This window comes from Staphylococcus auricularis, from assembly GCF_051172115.1.
GTDB lineage: Bacteria > Bacillota > Bacilli > Staphylococcales > Staphylococcaceae > Staphylococcus > Staphylococcus auricularis_A.
This window is the reverse complement of record NZ_JBPIZN010000002.1, coordinates 359,794-377,539: the sequence shown is the minus strand read 5'-3', so window position 1 is coordinate 377,539 and position 17,746 is coordinate 359,794. Positions and strand designations below refer to the sequence as shown.

Sequence of the window (17,746 nt, the reverse complement as noted above, 5' to 3'; positions counted from 1 at the left end):
TAAAAGGCATTTTTTGCAAAATAAACCCCTTACTCACAATGGAGTAAGGGGTTTTTACTGTTATTGTTTTTCTGAACCTTTTGGACCTGTTGGATAGTTATAATCCGAAGGTTTCACTTTGTCGAAATCTGGATTGTCGTAGAATCTGAATAAATCACCATTCAAGATCTTATCACTTGTTTCCAGATCTTTTTCGGTCTGTTGTTTACGTTTATCGAAGTCCTTTGGTTTTTCTGTGACAGGTTGATTGTCTTCGTTATCATAGATACGACCATTCACATATTTGTAGTCTTTTGTAATAAAGTCACCATTTCTGAATGCGATTGTATCATCGTGATCTTTAGAGAAGAGATCTGTACCCATCATCGCATAATTTTTAGTGTCGATGCCTTCTAAATGGAGTAATGTCGGCATGATATCGACTTGACCACCATAAGTTTCATTTACGCCACCGTCTTTACCAGGTATTTTCATCCATAAGCCTGTACGGTTTAAATCAGTGAATTTCGCTGGTGTGATATCTTCATCTAATAATTTTTCCATCGCTTTGTTATGATTTTCAGAAATACCATAGTGGTCACCGTAAAGTAGGATTACTGAATCATCATAGAGACCTTTATCTTTCAAGTCTTTCACAAATTGTTCTAACGCTTGGTCTAAATAATGTGCTGTTTGAATATATCCATCTACTGTTGAGTCCCCTGTATCCGGTTGATCAATAGAAGCATCTTCTTCAGATAGTGTGAATGGATAATGGTTCGTTAACGTAATTAAGTGTGAGTAGAATGGTTGTTTTTCTTTATCTAAGTAGTCCACAGATTCTTTAAAGAACTCTTTATCTTTCAGACCTAAGTTTTCGATATTTTCATCTGACATATCGAAGTACGTTGCATCATAGAATTTATCTAACCCAAAGTGTTTATAAATTTGATCACGGTTCCAGAATGTTTTGTAGTCCCCATGCATAACGTTCGTTGTATAACCTCGTTTTTGTTCTAGGATCGCTGGTAGTGATTGATATGAGTTGTCACCTTTTAATGAGAAAGCAGATCCTTGAGGTAAACCATATAAACTGTTATCCATCGTTAACTCTGCGTCAGATGTTTTGCCTTGACCAGTTTGATGGAAGAAGTTAGGGAAGTAAGTGAAATCTTCATTACCTGAAGAGAGTTTGTTTAAGAATGGTGTCACTTCTTCGCCGTTCACTTTTTTATTGATCAAGAACGTTTGGAAACTTTCTAAGTGTATTTTAATGATATTTTTCTTCTTAGCTGCGCCGTAATATTCTGGGTTTGGTTCTGAATGTTTTTGTTTTGTATAATTTAATACTCTCGTTAAGTCATCTTCATTGGCTAACGCTTTTTGTTGATTACTTTGGATAGTTTTGACGCCATCATAGACCGTGAAGTTATAAGGTCCTAAGTACTTAACTAAGTATTTATGGTCGAATGTACGTGTGAGTAGTTCTGGTCGATCTGCTTCTGCAAATGCTAAGTTCAAGAAGAACAATGCAACGGAAGCAGCCATCACAACGGGTACGAATTTTTTACTAAATACACGTTTGCTTAACCATTTTTGTTTAAAAATGAGAATAAATAGGTATACAGCTGTATCAGCAAAATAAATAAAGTCGTACCATTTGAATGTTGCGCCCACAGCACCACCCATTGAATCAACATTACTTACCTGATTCAAAGTACTGAACGTTAAGAAGTCAGAGAAGAATCTAAAGTATACGACGTTCGCATACAATAGAACAGTAAGTAAGAAACCGCCAGTAAAGATGAACCAAAATGCTTTTTTACCTTTAAAGAATAAGAACACACTTAGTACTAAGGCGATTAAGCTGTAGGGGTTAAGTAAGAGTATTAAGTTTTGAGTTAAACCCTTAACGCCTAATGAAAAATCAACATAGTACGAAAAGTATGTTTTCAGCGTAACAGTCAGGACTGTTAAAATAAAAAAAGCAAAAAGAGACAGTTTCTTTTTGTGTATACTCATGTTTGTTTCCTCCGTTTTTATTTACTATGGAGCAGTCTCACTCAGCATAGTATGTCAGTATTCATCAATTTTGTGCGTCATTCGATGCGTTACAAAAATAGATTTATCGCGTTACAACAGACGAAACATTCGTTTATTGCAATCATAGATTTCTATACTTTTGCGTGTCTCGCGTATGCTATCGCTTTGTTTTTTATCTTTTCTTCAATCTCCCCTAGACAAATGTGCCGAGCGTATAGTTTGTGAAACGATCAATTTGCATCATTGCCTACATCTTCAATTGGGGAACTTTCCTATCGCTTATTTCTTTACTTTCCTGCTATATAACGACACTTACGCTTTCATTTATCAAGCGTATCGTCCAGAATTATTATCTATTTACTTTAATCGGTTCATTCACTCTGTTTAATTTCTCTGTTTGTAAAATTCAAATGAATGATAGAATAATTTCGTCACACTTTCTTTACAAACACACTATATTTGTAATCTAAATGTAACAAAATGCGCATATTTCAATAATCAAATATAGAGCAAATTGAATTAAATATCAAGTAAAAAGACACTTTTTTCAATATATATAACCCTAATATTGTTTGTTTTTAGCTTGAAAACCGCTGAACTATGCGGTTTGTTGTCATTACCATTAACATGATAATTTTATTTTCAATATAATCCATTATATAGAAAGATAGCTTAAAGCTAATCAGACTTGAGACTTACGTATACGATTTCTTTTCTACTCGTTTCTTTATCCTCAATGTTCATATGTATATGCGGTGATTGAATGTGTTTCACGTATATAAAGTCGCATCATGACAGCATTGATCACCAATTTCTTATTTTTTCACTTTTCTTAATGACGCACTGTTTCTATCACTTTTAAACCTATTTTACCACAAAAATACCCTTTACCTTATTTTAACATTTCTAACTGCATACGATATTCAATGCCATGGAATAATTGGTTCATCCAATTACTATATTTAACGAGATTATTTTCAGCACGTTCAATATCAATAAATTGGAATTTAAGTTTAGAACCTTGTGCTTTTTGACCAAGTTTTGTTAAATGATAGCTTGCGATAGTCCCTATTTGCGGATAACTACCTAACGTGTAATGGTCGTTGAGTAAAATGATAGGCGTACCGTCGCGTTTCACTTGAATCGTACCCCATTTCACAGATTGATGGGCGGGCATATCATCGTAATAAGCTTTCACAGGGGTACCTTCTACAAGCATGCCGATACGATTCGCTTTGCTCGTCACTTTATATTCATTGAGCGTAAATTGTTCTAACGCATCACTATCAAAATCTTCCGTTCCTTTACTTTTAATCACATGAATGACGTCTGACATATAATTAAATGACAATGCATAGCCATCGATGCCCCAATCCGTTTGATGGGTATCTTCCAGATTCTCAAATAATTTTTCATGACGTTCGTTATAATCACGTTTCATATTAATCTCGTCGCCTTTACGCAATTTGCGACCGTGAAAGCCACCAATTTTTGCTTTAAAATCAGTCGAATTAGAACCTAACCATTCTTCCAATTCAAAGCCTCCAGCTACTGCGAGATAAACACGGCCTGTACGGCTTGTTTCAGTAAAGCGGAGCACGTCCCCTTTTTCCATTAAATAAAGCTTATTAGGAAGAACTGTCATCGTTTGTGTGCGTGCTTTAAAGCTCCCACCACTTAATGCGATTAATGTCGGCTCAGTAAAGCGAATACGAGCCATTTTATGTGTCATCTCTAGTGTGGCTTCATTCTTATCGTTCGCTACGAGGCGATTTGCAATTTCATGTGCGAGGACATCCATGGCACCACCTGGAATCACACCATTATGTTCATAACCTTGGCGTCCAAAATCTTGGAAGCTTGAAAACAAGCCGCTATCTTCTATTATGATTGACATGGTTTAAATCCTCCTAATTTCAGTTGATCCGCTTCATACGCTTTAAATCGCACATTGTCCCCGAGCGCAAGTCGCGTAAATGGCTGTTTGTTCGGTGAAAATAATTCGAGAGGTGTATAACCAATGACTAACCAATCACCATAAGAGTCTGTCGTTACGATACCGGTTTTTTTACCTTCAATAATCACTGAACCAGCTGGAATAAAGTGCTTTTTATCTCCAGTATGATTGACGTATAGCGTCTCATCCATACCTGTTAAATAAGGGAAACCAGGAGAATAGCCCATCATAGAAACAAAATACGTCGGTTGCGTATGTGTAGAAACAAATTGGTCATAATCCATTTCATAGTAATCTAATAGCTGAGCTAAATCAGGACCGTGATCACCGCCATACACGACAGGAATTTCAACCGGTTCCTGTAAATGTTCTACATAAGCGGTCTCAAGTTGTATAGACTCGAGCAGTGATTTCATATATTGAAAAGGTGATTGAATATGATGATGTTTAATCATATCCCGCGCATCATAGCAGACCATCATATCAGATTCAGTCGGCACAATTTCAGTGATAAATGGATAGTCTTGTTTCACTAAATAATTTCTCAATGCCACTAAATCTTCAGTTAAATGCTTGGAGACGGGTTTCTCTATCGATACCACAATCGCTTGGTCTCCTTGGCTATATATCTTCATAAATTCACCTCATAAGTAATGTCTAATCCTTTATTTTCAATCCGTATACGGTTAAAATTAAGCTCCTCAAAATTATGATAACAAAAATGAAGTCTCACTTTCACTAAGAAAACGGTCATCATAGCGGATTAAGCAACTAAAAATGCTGTTAAAAAGTCATTTATTCATCTGACGTTTCAAATTTCATCTCTACTGGCACAACTTCACGTAAGCTATTGATTAAATACGTTCTGAGTTCCCCATGTTTGAACGCTTGGACAAAATCACTAACATTGATGTCTTGTGCTTCTATACGTCCTTCATCAAGCAACATTTGTCTCATACATCCTTGAAGTAAATCTGTATCATATGTCGGTGTAAAATAGCAGTCGTCCTTTTTCATTAAAATATTGCCAATATCAAATTCTAATATTTTGCCTTTTTCATCATATAATAATACTAAATCAGTCTGATGATCGTGTTGTAAGTGATCTCGATGTGAGGTTTTATGAACTCTCTCTTCGACTGGCGTTTGGGGATCAATCTGTTGTAATTTTGCGGTAAATTCCACTTTATCCGGAAGCTCAGCAATGGTGTAATGCATCTCCCCTTGTTGATCATTCGTCACTTTGACACGCCAAACCCCTTTGTCATAACGAGATTGAAGTTCATCGATGATTTGATTCCATTGTTGCACTGAAAAATCAAACCCTAAATCGACACTCCCCCGCATCATACGTTCAAAATGATAGGTTAATCGTTTAATCATGCCGTTTTCCAGACGCATTGTTTCGAATAATTCCATTACAGTGCCTCCAGTATGCTTGTTTTATCTTTAAATTCACGTACTTCAGACATTGGATCAGAATCGATAGTAATGCCTGCTCCTACGCCGTAAATGGCTTGTTGATTGATATATTGAATCGTACGAATCGGTACGTTAAAAATACGCTTGCCATTCGGTAATAATAAACCAATTGTACCACAGTAGATATGTCTTGGCTGTTGCTCTAATTGAGCGATATATTTCATCGTATTTAATTTAGGCGCACCGGTAATTGATCCACATGGGAAAAGCGCGCGCAAAATATCGACGAGTGAGTGAGTCGAACGCAATTGTCCTGTAACCATGGATGTCATTTGTAGCACGGTCGCGTAATGTTCCACCGCAAAGAGTTGATAGACCTTTACAGAACCTTCACGAGCGATGCGTGAAATATCATTTCGTAGTAAATCGACAATCATGACGTTTTCAGCACGATCTTTTTCTGAATGTGCGAGTATTTCAGCATTCTGCACATCTTCCTCCTGTGTGCGTCCTCTAGGCATGGTCCCTTTCATTGGCTTGCTCACAATGACGTTGTCCATCGATTTAAAATGGCCTTGTTGAAAGAATAGCTCCGGTGAAATAGAGGCAACTTGTACGTCAGGTGTATCGATTAATGCCGTATAAAACCCATTGCTTTGTTGTTGTAATGTTTCATATAGAGCACTGATAGGCTTCTCTGCCGTCGTTTTCAAACGAGTTGTATAGTTTACTTGATATGTATTGCCACGTACAATCTCATCTTGCACTTTTTGAATACCTTTAACTAACATATCGTCAGATAATTGAAATTCGAACGGCGACATTGACTCAGCCAAATCTGTTTCATGTGAGGATGCTTCCTGTGGGCCTTCCTTGACTGGCTCGTCCAACACATAAGCTGCCGCATAAATATAAGGATCTTCTACCTCACATGTTGTCATTTCTTCATTAAAATAACGTGCCGCTTCATAAGGTAAATAAAGTGCGACGTAGTATCCTTGTCGTTGTGCTGATTCCGCAAAATCAACTACTGCTCCCACGTCTGCTAATTGTGTTGCAACGCGTTGATCTACAATATGATCAAATTGACATGCATACGTTTCAAATTCTGTTTCATCTGTATAATATCTATAATTAAATTTGATTTGCATATGTCTCACCTGTTAAATTCAAAAATAATTGTATTTGTTCAGTACCGTATTCACTCAAGATAGATTCAGGATGATACTGTACACCAAAGATGGGTTGCGAGCGATGTGCCACAGCCATGATGACCCCTTCATTATTTTCTGCTGTAACGTTAAGTTCAGAAGGCAACGTCCGACGATCTGCCATTAATGAATGATAACGCATCACATTAAATTGCTGTGGTAAATGTTCAAAAAGTGTGGACTGATCGTGAGTTAATGGTGTGGTATGTCCGTGAACTGGCTTGTCATTTGCGATAACATCGCCGCCATAATAATCAATGAGTAATTGGAAGCCGAGACATACCCCCAATATCGGACAACGTTTTTCAAATGTACGAATGATGTCATAAAGAACCGGATAATTCTTTGGCACTCCGGGTCCAGGAGAAATCACAAGTGCACTTGGCGTCAAACTTTCTAAAGTCTCAATCGTCACGCGATCCACATCAATGACCCGCACGTCCTGTTTGGTATTGCGTGCGATTAAATCGACTAGGTTATATGTAAATGAATCTTTATTATCTATCACTACTATCATTTTGTCACCTCAATGTATGCGGATACAATTTATACTTATTCTTATTATCCCAAAGTTGACCTTGATTTTACAATATAAATATATTAATCTAGAGAACGTATAATTTGATCAACAGAGGTTACTAGCTGATACCCTCTATAAAAAACTAGACTTGTATGACGATGTCTATCTTTTTATAGAGATAGGCTTTTTTTATGCCATGAATCTCGTTGAACTGTTTGCTAAACCGATTTATTAAGGAGCGCAATAAACATGTCCGAACAATCTTTAGATCCAAATAAAGCAGTCGTTGTTTTCAGTGGTGGCCAAGATAGCACCACTTGTTTATTTTGGGCTAAAAAACATTTTGAACACGTCGAACTCGTGACATTCCAATACGGCCAACGTCACGATACAGAAATTGAAGTGGCACAACAAATTGCACAAGAACAAGGTTTAAAACATCATGTCCTAGATATGTCATTATTATCTCAACTCACACCTAATGCACTCACCCAACATGATATGGAGATTGAACAAACAGATGATGACATGCCGAACACATTTGTACCTGCGCGCAATCTCTTGTTCTTATCATTTGCTGGTGCCCTTGCATATCAAATCAACGTGAAAAATATTATTACAGGTGTATGTGAGACGGACTTTTCTGGTTACCCAGATTGCCGTGATAGTTTCATTAAATCTATGAATGTCACATTGAGTCTCGCAATGGAAAAAGACTTTGTCATTCACACCCCACTCATGTGGCTCGACAAAAAACAAACATGGGCGTTAAGTGATGAACTAGGTGTCTTAGATTATGTGCGTTACAATACGCTCACTTGCTATAACGGCATCATCGGTACGGGTTGTGGTGAATGTCCAGCTTGTAAATTACGTGCGCGCGGATTAAATGCCTACTTAGCAGAGAAAGGTGCGAATTAATATGTTCCAACAAATGTATCCGTCTGTCGCTCACCCTTATGCATTCGAACTCAATAAAGACTTTAATTTTTCAGCTGCGCATTATATTCCTAGTGAAGATGCAGGAAAATGCATGCGCACACATGGACATACGTATTTCGTTAACTTAACGATTGCGGGTGACGAACTCGATCACAACGGCTTCTTAGTTAACTTTGCAGAATTAAAATCACTCGTTCATGGTCAATTCGACCATCAATTATTAAATGAACTCCCCCAGTTTAAAGACAAAAGTCCTTCTACAGAAATCGTCGCTCAAACGATTTATCATATGGTACAAACAGCACTTAATGAACGTGACAACCAACCCCATTGCGTCCAAGTCTTCGTAAGAGAAACACTAACAAGCTATGTTGTTTATCGTCCTAAGGAGCAACAACATGGCTAAAATACCTGTGTTAGAAATATTTGGTCCAACCATCCAAGGTGAAGGACGCGTCATCGGTCGAAAAACAATGTTTGTACGTACAGCAGGTTGTGATTATCGCTGTAGTTGGTGTGATTCAAGCTTTACATGGGATGGCAGTGCTAAAGATCAAATCAAGATGATGACAGCTGAAGAAATTTATGATGAGCTCTATCGCATAGGTGGAGATTACTTCAACCACGTGACGATTTCAGGGGGTAATCCTGCACTCATTAAAGGCATTCAAGATTTAGTCGATCTTTTTGATGAAAAAGGCATCCATAGTGCACTAGAAACACAAGGCAGTCGTTTCCAACCGTGGATGCGTCAAATCGATGACTTAACGATTAGTCCGAAACCGCCTAGTTCTATGATGAAACCTAATCTCATGACACTCGATGAAGTGATTGAACAATGTGTACCTGAAACACTTAATTTAAAAGTCGTCGTCTTTGATGATAAAGATTTTGATTTTGCGCGCGATATTCACCACAGATATCCATCTATCCCGTTCTATTTACAAGTGGGTAACCCTTATCTAGATGGTGAATATATTGAAAATCATACTGCGAGATTATTAGCACTCTATGAATCACTCGTCGATCGTGTGATTAACACGTCAGATATGAATGACGTTTATGTGTTACCGCAATTGCACACGTTATTGTGGAGTAATAAAAAAGGCGTATAACTCATCATTAAAGAGGAGCAGATATGAGATGTGAGATCTTATCTGCTCCTTTTTGTCTTTCCGTTATTTAAGCGAAGTCACGTCAACACATCTCAAACACTCCCCTAAAACATAACGCATCAATCATTTCTCTATTGATAAATAAAAGTTATTGAATGATTAACTGTGACTGAATTGGTATAATGATGCAATGAAGTAGGAAAATTAAGGAGATCATCATGCTAGTACCCATAATCATCAATATTATTGCGGTATCGATTATCTTTTTCATCGATTTATACCGTCATAATTATAAGCAGCTTACATTTAGTTCTATGCTTATTGCGATAACAGTTAATGGTCTCGTCAATTTATTTCTCGTTGGTAATTATGATTATATTTCATTTTACACGCCGATCATGCTCCTCGTATGGACGGTCCTACAATTATACTTAGATCATAAACATCCAACTCGTATGATCAAGAACCAAAAATTTATCGCGTATATCATCACTATCATTGTAAGCACGTCACTCATACTTACATATATTACAAGCAATGATTCATACTATATGTCCATACCTTATCTGTCTCCTGCGATATTTTTAATCGGGGCGATATTATTGTTCTATTCTACTTTTCAACCACAGGAACAAGAACAAATCAAACTACTTTCGATGATTAAGCATCCCATCACATTGGGACATCTGATTATTATTCTTTCCTTAATTCTCATGACATTATTAACACCTTACTGGTACGCCTTTATCATTGTGTACTTGCTATTTATATTATATTTGTTTTGGGTGAATGTTTTTTCTATAAAAAAATGATTAACTTTAATTCAAATGTGGTATATGACAGGGAGACACTTAAATAGGAGGAGGGACAATATAATGGGATTCATCCTTATGTTAATCGTCGGTGGTTTAATCGGTTGGATCGCAGGTGGCATCTTAGGTAAAGATATCCCTGGTGGTATTCTCGGTAATATCATCTCAGGTATCGTTGGTGCTGCTCTAGGTAGTTGGCTATTAGGCGAATGGGGTCCATCTATCGGCAGTATCCATATCTTCCCTGCGTTAATCGGTACGATTGTATTAATTGCAATTGTGTCACTTGTATTAAACTTAATTCGCAAATAATATGACATAGCGCTTTGTGGCATCACAATCGCTAGAAAATTAATACTTAAACATAATATGTGTAGAAACAAAAGAGACCGGGACACACGTCCTGGTCTCTTTTGTTACATGATATTCTATTCATATCGCATGTAGGTGCCTCTATCAATGACGAACGAGTGCTTTTTCATGCGTTTCAGCCTCATCGTGTGCTTTCTCGTCTTCATGTCGCTGAGCTTGTTTAACATGTGGGTCTTCTTCACGGTTAACATCATTGATTGGCTTAAGATTGGTAGCCTGAACAAGATATTTCGGTCGTTGTTTGACTTCAAAGTAAATCCGGCCAATATATTCACCAACAATACCGATTGCGATCAATTGTACCCCACCAAGGAATAAAATCGCCGCAATCGTTGAAAAATAACCTGGTGTATCGATGCCATTAAACATGATATCTATCAGGATGTATAAAATATATAAGACGCTAATGAACGACACAAATACACCAAAATAGATCAATAATCTTAACGGTTTCGTATTAAATGAAAGCAAGCCATTGATACCATAATTCAGTAATTGTTTAAATGACCATTTTGATTCTCCCGCTTCACGCTCTACATTTTCATACGTAAATATTTTGGTATTATAACCGATCCATTCATATAGTCCTTTAGAAAAACGGTTCGCTTCATCTAAAGACACAAGTGATCTCACTGCGCGTTGGCTCAACAGTCTAAAATCACCTATACCATCATTTAATTGGATGTCTTCCACGAAATGGTTGATCAGTTTATAATACATTTTCGTTAATAACTTGCGAGACTGCTTTTCACCATCTCGATTCCGTTTTGCGACTACTTGGTCGTAACCCTCTTTATAGCCTTCCACAAGTTGAGGAATGAGTGTCGGTGGATGCTGTAGATCTGCATCGATCATCACGACAGCATCACAATCCACACTATGTTGGAAACCTGCGATCATTGCAGATTCCTTGCCAAAATTCCTACTAAAAGAAATAAATTTAACATGGTGATCACTTTCAGCAGCCTCTTGGATATAACTAATGGTTTCATCTTTACTGCCGTCATCTACAAATAATAAATCGTAATCATAATGTTGTTGAAGGCTATCTTGAGACAAGATTTCTGTGAGTCGTTGGTATGTTTTTACTATGATTTCACCCTCGTTATAACAAGGGACAATGACTCTTAATTTCATTGGCTACACCTTTCATTTCTTAACTTAGTCATTAGGATATGGATGACTGAACATCCTCTATTATTTGTACCTGATTGATGCTCATCCGCTTCGTTTTATCCTTACACCTATACCCTATTTCATCGATTGTAATGATGAATGAACACCTATTTTTAGGATGCATCGATGAAATTTCATTATTTTGTCAAGCTCTTTTATTCTATCAATTCCACTTACTATTTTAAAATAAAAAAACCAACTTCCAAACCCCACCGCTTCACAAACATCACGGGGCGTTGAAAGTTGGTCTACATACTAAGTTATTTTAAAGTATTCATATCAACGTCATCTGGATCGTAACCTTGACGATCATCTTTATTCAATGCATCGATATCATTGACTTCATCTTCAGTTAATTCAAAATCAAAAATATCAAAGTTTTGATTGATGTGTTCCGGAGATTTAGATTTTGGAATCACAACACGATTGTGTGCTAAATGCCAACGTAATACGACTTGAGCAGGTGTTTTATCATATTTTTTAGCGATGTTTACAATTGTGTCTTGATTTAATAAACCACCATCTCTCATCAATGGCATCCAAGCAGTCACGATGATATCGTGTTCGTCACAATAAGCTTGTGTTTCAGCTTGGTTAAAGAATGGGTGCACTTCGATTTGGTTTACTGCTGGCACAATTTCAGTTTCTGCCATTAATTTATCTAAATGATGCGGTTTGAAGTTAGCAACTCCGATGGCTTTTACTTTACCTTCTTTGTATAATTCTTCTAGCGCTTTATAGCTTTCAATAAATAAGTCATCCGCTTCACATGGCCAATGAATAAGATATAAATCTAAATAATCTAAGCCTAAATCTTCTAATGATTGATAAAAATGTTCTTTTGCACTTTCATAACCTTGATGGTTATTCCACAATTTAGAAGTGATAAATAATGATTCTCTATCGATATCACTTTCTTTAATTGCTTGTCCTAATGAAACTTCATTTTTGTAGAGGTAAGCTGTATCAAATGCACGATAACCTGCTTTAATCGCACTATCTACTGCTGTAGGCATTTGTTCGTCTGTGATTTTATAAACACCTAAACCTACTTTTGGCATTTCATAACCATTGTTTAATGTATATGTTTCAGTTGCCATCCATTTTCATCCTTTCATTATCTGTATTCTATATTTTTATGGTAACAAAAGAGCTACCGATGCGTCGCTTGGTAAAACTCATCTAGTCTGTTATACCCGATTTTAAATATATAAAAAAGTGGAACTGTGAAATCTCCTTGACGATTTCAAGTCCCACTATTCGTTGCATTAAATTAATCTTCGTCATCCTCTTCGCTATCCGCATCAAGCGTTTGACGTTCATTATTGTATTCATATCTCAAGATAACGTTTATAATTTGATGGTTGTCAATTTCTGAAATAATCCATCGATCATATTCCGTATCGACGTAATCGTTTTGTTGTAAATTCGTATTATGCGCTTGCAGCCAACCACCGATCGTATCGATATCCTCTGAATCTTCGAATTCAATACCATAATGTTCTTGTAAGTCGTTTAATAACACACGACCATTGATTTGATATTGATCTTCGCCTAGCTTCACAATGTCATTGACTTCATCATTATCAAATTCATCGCGAATCTCTCCGACAATTTCTTCAAGAATATCTTCCATTGTTAAAATACCAGCAGTACCACCATATTCATCGATGATTAAACTGATGTGTACGTGTTCTCGTTGCATACGAATTAATGCATCACTGATTCTTGTCGTTTCTGATATCATCGGTAGTTCATGAATATAGTTACCGATAACAATTGGTTTACCTGATGCATATTCAGTTAAAAATTCTTTGACATTGATAAAGCCTTTGACGTGATCTTTATCGCCGTCATCTGTAATCGGATAACGTGTAAATTGGTATGCTTTAATCGTTTCAAGTAATTCTTCTACGTTAAATGGCTCATTTAATGTAATCATTTGTGTACGTGGAACCATGATATCTTTGGCGTGACGTTCATCAAATGAAAAGATATTTTGCATATAAGCCAATTCTGTTTGGTTAATTTCTCCTCCATTATAACTATTGTTGATAATGATTTTGATTTCTTCTTCAGACATCGCATCACTATTGGCATCAGGATTTACACCCATAATGCGAATAATCAAACGTGCTGACCCGTTCATTAACCATATAAACGGCTTCATTATAGTACTGAAATAATAGAGTGGACGCGCATATACGAGCGCTAACTTTTCAGTATGTTGAATCGCAAGTGTCTTAGGTGCGAGTTCACCAAGTACGACGTGTAAATAAGTTACGATGATAAAGGCTACAATAAATGAGATCGTTGTGGTTAACGCATCAGGTAAATGGACGAGTTCAAAGATTGGATGTAGTAATTCGTTGAACGTCGGTTCCCCGAGCCAACCTAAACCTAAAGACGTAACTGTGATACCGAGTTGACATGCAGACAGATAATAATCCAAATTATGTAGCATTTTCTTAACTACCTTTGCATTACCGTTCCCTTCAGCTGCAAGTTGCTCGATACGTGTTGCACGTACTTTCACTAAAGTAAATTCTGATCCGACGAAGACAGTCGTCAACGCTATCAACAGAATAAATATAACTAAACTCACTATGGTCGTCGTTTCCAATAAGTTCCCTATTTAGGGATTCACCTCCAAATTACTCAATGTCACATCCGGGTGACCATTGTATACTAAGCTGCTTGTTCACGTTTAACTGTAGATACATTAAATCCTTCCCATCTGTGACACCTCCCTAAAAAGATAAACAATACTCATATTTTATCATAATTCGACTTCATTTTGGCAAAATATACAGTAATTATTCAATATAAAGTCCAATCTACCATTTAAACGTATTTTCTTTATTCCGTCAATAGTTCCGGTAGAAAAGTAACATTGTAGCTTCTTATTGTTTCTTTTCAAAGGTGTGAACCGTACCGTTTTTAATCGTTGTCTTCACTGTTATCTCATCATCAACAATCACTAAATCGGCATCCTTACCTGTCGCAATACTTCCTTTTACATCATCGATCTGTAACGCTTGAGCTTGGTTCAAGCTCGTCACACGCCAAAGTGATTCAAGATCATCACCTGTATAAGTCATCAAATTGCGTAAGCCTTCATTCATTTTTAAAATACTGCCGGCGAGTGCGCCATTCGCAAGTCTCGCCTCAGCACCTTGTACGACAACATCTTGCCCACCTAAATCATAATGACCATTTGGCATGCCTTTTGCACGCATCGCATCGGTAATAAGATAAAAATGTTGGTTTCCTTTTTGACGATAAGCAATCGCGACTGCAGTTGGATGTGAATGGATACCGTCCACAATAATCTCTGTATTTAAGCGATGGTCATGCCATGCTGCACCAATGACACCTGGCTCTCTATGCGCAAATGGTGTCGCTGCATTATATAAATGCGTGATATGTTTCGCACCTTGTTCTACGGCGCGTGTGACTTCTTCATACGTAGCTACGGTATGACCAATAGAAAAGACGATCTCATCGTGGAGTTGGCGTAACGTTTCATCTGCACCTGCTACTTCTGGCGCAAAGGTCATCACTTTAATCAAACCATTCGCAGCTGCTTGGTATTGTTTGATTTTTTCAACTGTAGGTCGTTGGACATAGGCAGGATTCTGTGCACCCACTTTATGTTCAGAGATAAAAGGACCTTCTAGATGAACCCCTGCGATTTCCGCTTCTTCTGTATGATTTTGTTCAGCTTGATATTTAGCTATTGTTTCTAATGCGTGTATAATATTTTCATCCGATTGTGTCATAGTAGTCGCTAAAAAGCTTGTTGTACCTTCTGACAAAAGCGAAGTTGCCAAGTGATTTAATCCTTGGGCTGAGGCATCCATTGCATCTTCACCGTGGCCTCCATGCATGTGAATGTCGATAAACCCTGGTAACACATGTTGACCCCGTGCATCTAATGTAGGTAAATCACCTTGATATGCACCTGACTCAATTTGCGTTATTTTTCCTTCATTTATGAAAATGTGTCCTTTATCTAAGACACCAGTTTCTGTATAAATCACACCATTTGTAATGACATATTGTTTCAATATTAATTACCTTCTTTTATTTATGATTATCTTCATTGTACAATAATGAAAAAGTTAACACATAATATTACTCGTCATTTTAAAAATATTTAAAACAAATGTATGAAAACATGGAACCATATTTTGGTTAGAGCAAGAAAAAACACGGTATTCCTGATATGAGGAACACCGTGTGGAATTATATTCTAATTATTCATCCATAGATTGGGAAGCTGCTTTTTCTACGTTAGTCACTCTCGGTTTTAATAAACCATAAATAATCGCTGAAACAATTGAGCCAATCACAATAGCAAGTAATGTTTGAGGCACATGAACAAAATCTGCGAATATAACTACAATACCACCGTGAGGCGCGCTAATTGCAGAACCTAAACCTAACGCAATAGCACCTGCAATACCAGAACCAACCATCATAGAAGGAATGACACGTAATGGGTCTGCCGCTGCGAATGGAATGGCACCTTCTGTGATAAATGAAAGTCCCATAATATAGTTAGGTGCAATAGAACCTTTTTGCTCTTTCGTAAATTTCTTGCGGAACATAATCATTGCTGTTGCGATCGCAATCGGTGGCACCATACCACCCACCATTGCTGCAGTAATCGGCGCAGTATTGCCGGCTGTTAACGCTGCAGTAGAAAAGACATAAGCCGCTTTATTAAATGGTCCACCCATATCGATAGCCATCATCGCACCTATGACAAAGCCGAGGATAACAATGTTTGCACCAGATAAACTGTTTAGTCCATCTATCAATAGATTATTTAACCAAGATGCCGGTGGATTGATGACGTAAATCATAAGTAATCCAGTGATTGCTACAGAAATTAACGGATAAATTAATGTAGGTTTTAAACCTTCTAATGATTGAGGTAACCATTTAACGGAATATTTAATACCTTGTGTTAAGTAACCTGCTAAGAAACCGGAAATCAAACCACCTAGGAATCCAGAATCACCTGCAACTGCTAACATACCACCGACTAAACCAGCTGCAAAACCAGGTTTATCCGCAATACTACGCGCAATGAAGCCAGATAAGATTGGAATAATTAAGGCAAAGGCACTTTCGTTACCAATTTTCCATAATTGCGCTGCAAATTCATTGTATTGACTACTTTTCGGATCAAATGAGTTAGGTCCGATTAAAAACACAATTGCCATGAGGATACCGCCAGCGATGACAAGCGGTAACATGTTAGATACACCATTCATTAAGTGTTTATAAATGGTTTTCCCAGCGCCTTGTTTTTCTCCACTATTTTGCGCTGATTTTTGATTGCTGTCTCCACGCGCAACAAATGGTTGACGAGATGTATCTAACGCTTGGTTGATGAGCGCTTCTGGTCGTTTAATACCATCAGCAACCGGAACTTCTATCACATTTTTACCATCAAAGCGGTCTGTCTCAACGTGCACATCTGCTGCGACGATAATCCCTGTCGCTTGCTCGATATCCTCAGAGGTTAAACGATTTTTAACCCCACCTGAGCCATTTGTTTCTACTTTAATCTTAATACCCATCGCTTCGGCTTGCTTTTTCAGAGAATCTTTCGCCATATACGTATGTGCGATACCTGTTGGGCAAGCAGTCACGGCTAAAACATATGGTTCATCAGCATCGATAGGTGCCGTAGTCGTTTCTGCTTCTGCTGTTTCCTCGTCTGTCGCTTCGTCATCTGCTTGATTAATAATGTTTAAAATCTCTTCAGGTGATGTTGCGTCTAATAAAGCTTGGCGAACTTGATCATCCATTAAAATTCCTGAAAGTTTTGCCAAAGCATCTAAGTGCGTTTGTGCGCCTCCCTCGGGTGCAGCAATCATAAAGAATAAATGAGCTGGTTGCATATCTAAACTTTGATAATCCACACCTGCTTTAGATTTACCAAACGCAATGGCTGGTTTATCTACTGCTGAAACCTTTGCGTGTGGAATCGCGATCCCCTCTCCGATACCTGTCGTACTTTGAGATTCACGATTGTGAATGGCTTCTTTATAAGCTGCTACATCATTTAAAACTCCTGCTTGGTTAAGCTGATTGACTAATTCATCAATAACACCATCTTTATTTGTGGACGTTAAATCCATCGCAATAGTATCTTTCGTTAATAACTCTGTGATTCTCAT

At 37.4% G+C, this 17,746-nt stretch carries 15 protein-coding genes; 4 read left to right on the top strand and 11 right to left on the bottom strand.

Annotation, left to right across the window (positions count from 1 at the left end):
- Positions 1-60 precede the first annotated feature (60 nt).
- From ltaS to ACSBRB_RS05935, 6 genes are all read right to left on the bottom strand, one after another.
- Positions 61-2,001, bottom strand: coding sequence for a polyglycerol-phosphate lipoteichoic acid synthase LtaS (ltaS, locus tag ACSBRB_RS05960; RefSeq protein WP_435032023.1), 1,941 nt, complete (start codon positions 1,999-2,001; stop codon positions 61-63).
- Positions 2,002-2,914: 913 nt separating this feature from the next.
- Positions 2,915-3,919 (bottom strand): 5-oxoprolinase subunit C family protein, encoded by a 1,005-nt coding sequence (locus tag ACSBRB_RS05955; RefSeq protein WP_435032022.1) that lies wholly within the window; start codon positions 3,917-3,919, stop codon positions 2,915-2,917.
- Positions 3,907-4,614 carry a 5-oxoprolinase subunit B family protein gene (locus ACSBRB_RS05950; protein WP_435032021.1) on the bottom strand — a complete coding sequence of 236 codons (708 nt, stop codon included), beginning with the start codon at positions 4,612-4,614 and terminating at the stop codon, positions 3,907-3,909. The genes ACSBRB_RS05955 and ACSBRB_RS05950 overlap by 13 nt, the downstream gene beginning before the upstream one ends.
- A gap of 160 nt (positions 4,615-4,774) precedes the next feature.
- On the bottom strand, positions 4,775-5,398 hold the full coding sequence (locus ACSBRB_RS05945; protein ID WP_435032020.1) for an aminotransferase class IV: 624 nt from the start codon (positions 5,396-5,398) through the stop codon (positions 4,775-4,777).
- Positions 5,398-6,552 (bottom strand): aminodeoxychorismate synthase component I, encoded by a 1,155-nt coding sequence (gene pabB / locus ACSBRB_RS05940; RefSeq protein WP_435032019.1) that lies wholly within the window; start codon positions 6,550-6,552, stop codon positions 5,398-5,400. The genes ACSBRB_RS05945 and pabB overlap by 1 nt, the downstream gene beginning before the upstream one ends.
- The gene (locus ACSBRB_RS05935; RefSeq protein WP_435032018.1) at positions 6,536-7,129 is read right to left on the bottom strand and encodes an anthranilate synthase component II; all 594 of its coding nucleotides are present in this window, start codon (positions 7,127-7,129) and stop codon (positions 6,536-6,538) included. The genes pabB and ACSBRB_RS05935 overlap by 17 nt, the downstream gene beginning before the upstream one ends.
- A 252-nt stretch (positions 7,130-7,381) precedes the next feature.
- Here ACSBRB_RS05935 and queC point away from each other — a divergent pair, with 252 nt between their 5' ends.
- The 4 genes from queC to ACSBRB_RS05915 all read left to right on the top strand — a co-directional run bounded on the left by queC (position 7,382) and on the right by ACSBRB_RS05915 (position 10,313).
- Complete coding sequence (gene queC, locus ACSBRB_RS05930) at positions 7,382-8,053, top strand: 7-cyano-7-deazaguanine synthase QueC (protein ID WP_435032017.1); 672 nt, start codon at positions 7,382-7,384, stop codon at positions 8,051-8,053.
- Between the two features lies 1 nt (position 8,054).
- Positions 8,055-8,480 (top strand): 6-carboxytetrahydropterin synthase QueD, encoded by a 426-nt coding sequence (gene queD, locus ACSBRB_RS05925; protein ID WP_435032016.1) that lies wholly within the window; start codon positions 8,055-8,057, stop codon positions 8,478-8,480.
- Complete coding sequence (queE, locus tag ACSBRB_RS05920; RefSeq protein ID WP_435032015.1) at positions 8,473-9,189, top strand: 7-carboxy-7-deazaguanine synthase QueE; 717 nt, start codon at positions 8,473-8,475, stop codon at positions 9,187-9,189. The genes queD and queE overlap by 8 nt, the downstream gene beginning before the upstream one ends.
- An 872-nt stretch (positions 9,190-10,061) precedes the next feature.
- Complete coding sequence (locus ACSBRB_RS05915; RefSeq protein WP_180991901.1) at positions 10,062-10,313, top strand: GlsB/YeaQ/YmgE family stress response membrane protein; 252 nt, start codon at positions 10,062-10,064, stop codon at positions 10,311-10,313.
- 144 nt (positions 10,314-10,457) lie between these two features.
- Here ACSBRB_RS05915 and ACSBRB_RS05910 read toward each other — a convergent pair whose 3' ends face one another.
- The 5 genes from ACSBRB_RS05910 to ACSBRB_RS05890 all read right to left on the bottom strand — a co-directional run bounded on the left by ACSBRB_RS05910 (position 10,458) and on the right by ACSBRB_RS05890 (position 17,746).
- Positions 10,458-11,510 (bottom strand): glycosyltransferase family 2 protein, encoded by a 1,053-nt coding sequence (locus ACSBRB_RS05910; protein ID WP_435032014.1) that lies wholly within the window; start codon positions 11,508-11,510, stop codon positions 10,458-10,460.
- 299 nt (positions 11,511-11,809) lie between these two features.
- Positions 11,810-12,649, bottom strand: a complete 840-nt coding sequence (locus tag ACSBRB_RS05905) for an aldo/keto reductase (RefSeq protein WP_435032012.1) — start codon at positions 12,647-12,649, stop codon at positions 11,810-11,812.
- Positions 12,650-12,822: 173 nt separating this feature from the next.
- Complete coding sequence (locus ACSBRB_RS05900) at positions 12,823-14,172, bottom strand: hemolysin family protein (protein ID WP_435032011.1); 1,350 nt, start codon at positions 14,170-14,172, stop codon at positions 12,823-12,825.
- Between the two features lie 280 nt (positions 14,173-14,452).
- Positions 14,453-15,619 carry an N-acetylglucosamine-6-phosphate deacetylase gene (gene nagA / locus ACSBRB_RS05895; protein ID WP_435032010.1) on the bottom strand — a complete coding sequence of 389 codons (1,167 nt, stop codon included), beginning with the start codon at positions 15,617-15,619 and terminating at the stop codon, positions 14,453-14,455.
- Positions 15,620-15,808: 189 nt separating this feature from the next.
- Positions 15,809-17,746: a PTS fructose transporter subunit IIABC gene (locus tag ACSBRB_RS05890; RefSeq protein ID WP_435032009.1), complete on the bottom strand. Its 1,938-nt coding sequence runs from the start codon at positions 17,744-17,746 to the stop codon at positions 15,809-15,811.

Excerpts from the sequence above, each read along its gene's own strand:
- ltaS (WP_435032023.1), bottom strand. The coding sequence starts at position 2,001 with ATGAGTATACACAAAAAGAAACTGTCTCTTTTTGCTTTTTTTATTTTA.
- ACSBRB_RS05955 (WP_435032022.1), bottom strand. The coding sequence starts at position 3,919 with ATGTCAATCATAATAGAAGATAGCGGCTTGTTTTCAAGCTTCCAAGAT.
- ACSBRB_RS05950 (WP_435032021.1), bottom strand. The coding sequence starts at position 4,614 with ATGAAGATATATAGCCAAGGAGACCAAGCGATTGTGGTATCGATAGAG.
- ACSBRB_RS05945 (WP_435032020.1), bottom strand. The coding sequence starts at position 5,398 with ATGGAATTATTCGAAACAATGCGTCTGGAAAACGGCATGATTAAACGA.
- pabB (WP_435032019.1), bottom strand. The coding sequence starts at position 6,552 with ATGCAAATCAAATTTAATTATAGATATTATACAGATGAAACAGAATTT.
- ACSBRB_RS05935 (WP_435032018.1), bottom strand. The coding sequence starts at position 7,129 with ATGATAGTAGTGATAGATAATAAAGATTCATTTACATATAACCTAGTC.
- queC (WP_435032017.1), top strand. The coding sequence starts at position 7,382 with ATGTCCGAACAATCTTTAGATCCAAATAAAGCAGTCGTTGTTTTCAGT.
- queD (WP_435032016.1), top strand. The coding sequence starts at position 8,055 with ATGTTCCAACAAATGTATCCGTCTGTCGCTCACCCTTATGCATTCGAA.
- queE (WP_435032015.1), top strand. The coding sequence starts at position 8,473 with ATGGCTAAAATACCTGTGTTAGAAATATTTGGTCCAACCATCCAAGGT.
- ACSBRB_RS05910 (WP_435032014.1), bottom strand. The coding sequence starts at position 11,510 with ATGAAATTAAGAGTCATTGTCCCTTGTTATAACGAGGGTGAAATCATA.
- ACSBRB_RS05905 (WP_435032012.1), bottom strand. The coding sequence starts at position 12,649 with ATGGCAACTGAAACATATACATTAAACAATGGTTATGAAATGCCAAAA.
- ACSBRB_RS05890 (WP_435032009.1), bottom strand. The coding sequence starts at position 17,746 with ATGAGAATCACAGAGTTATTAACGAAAGATACTATTGCGATGGATTTA.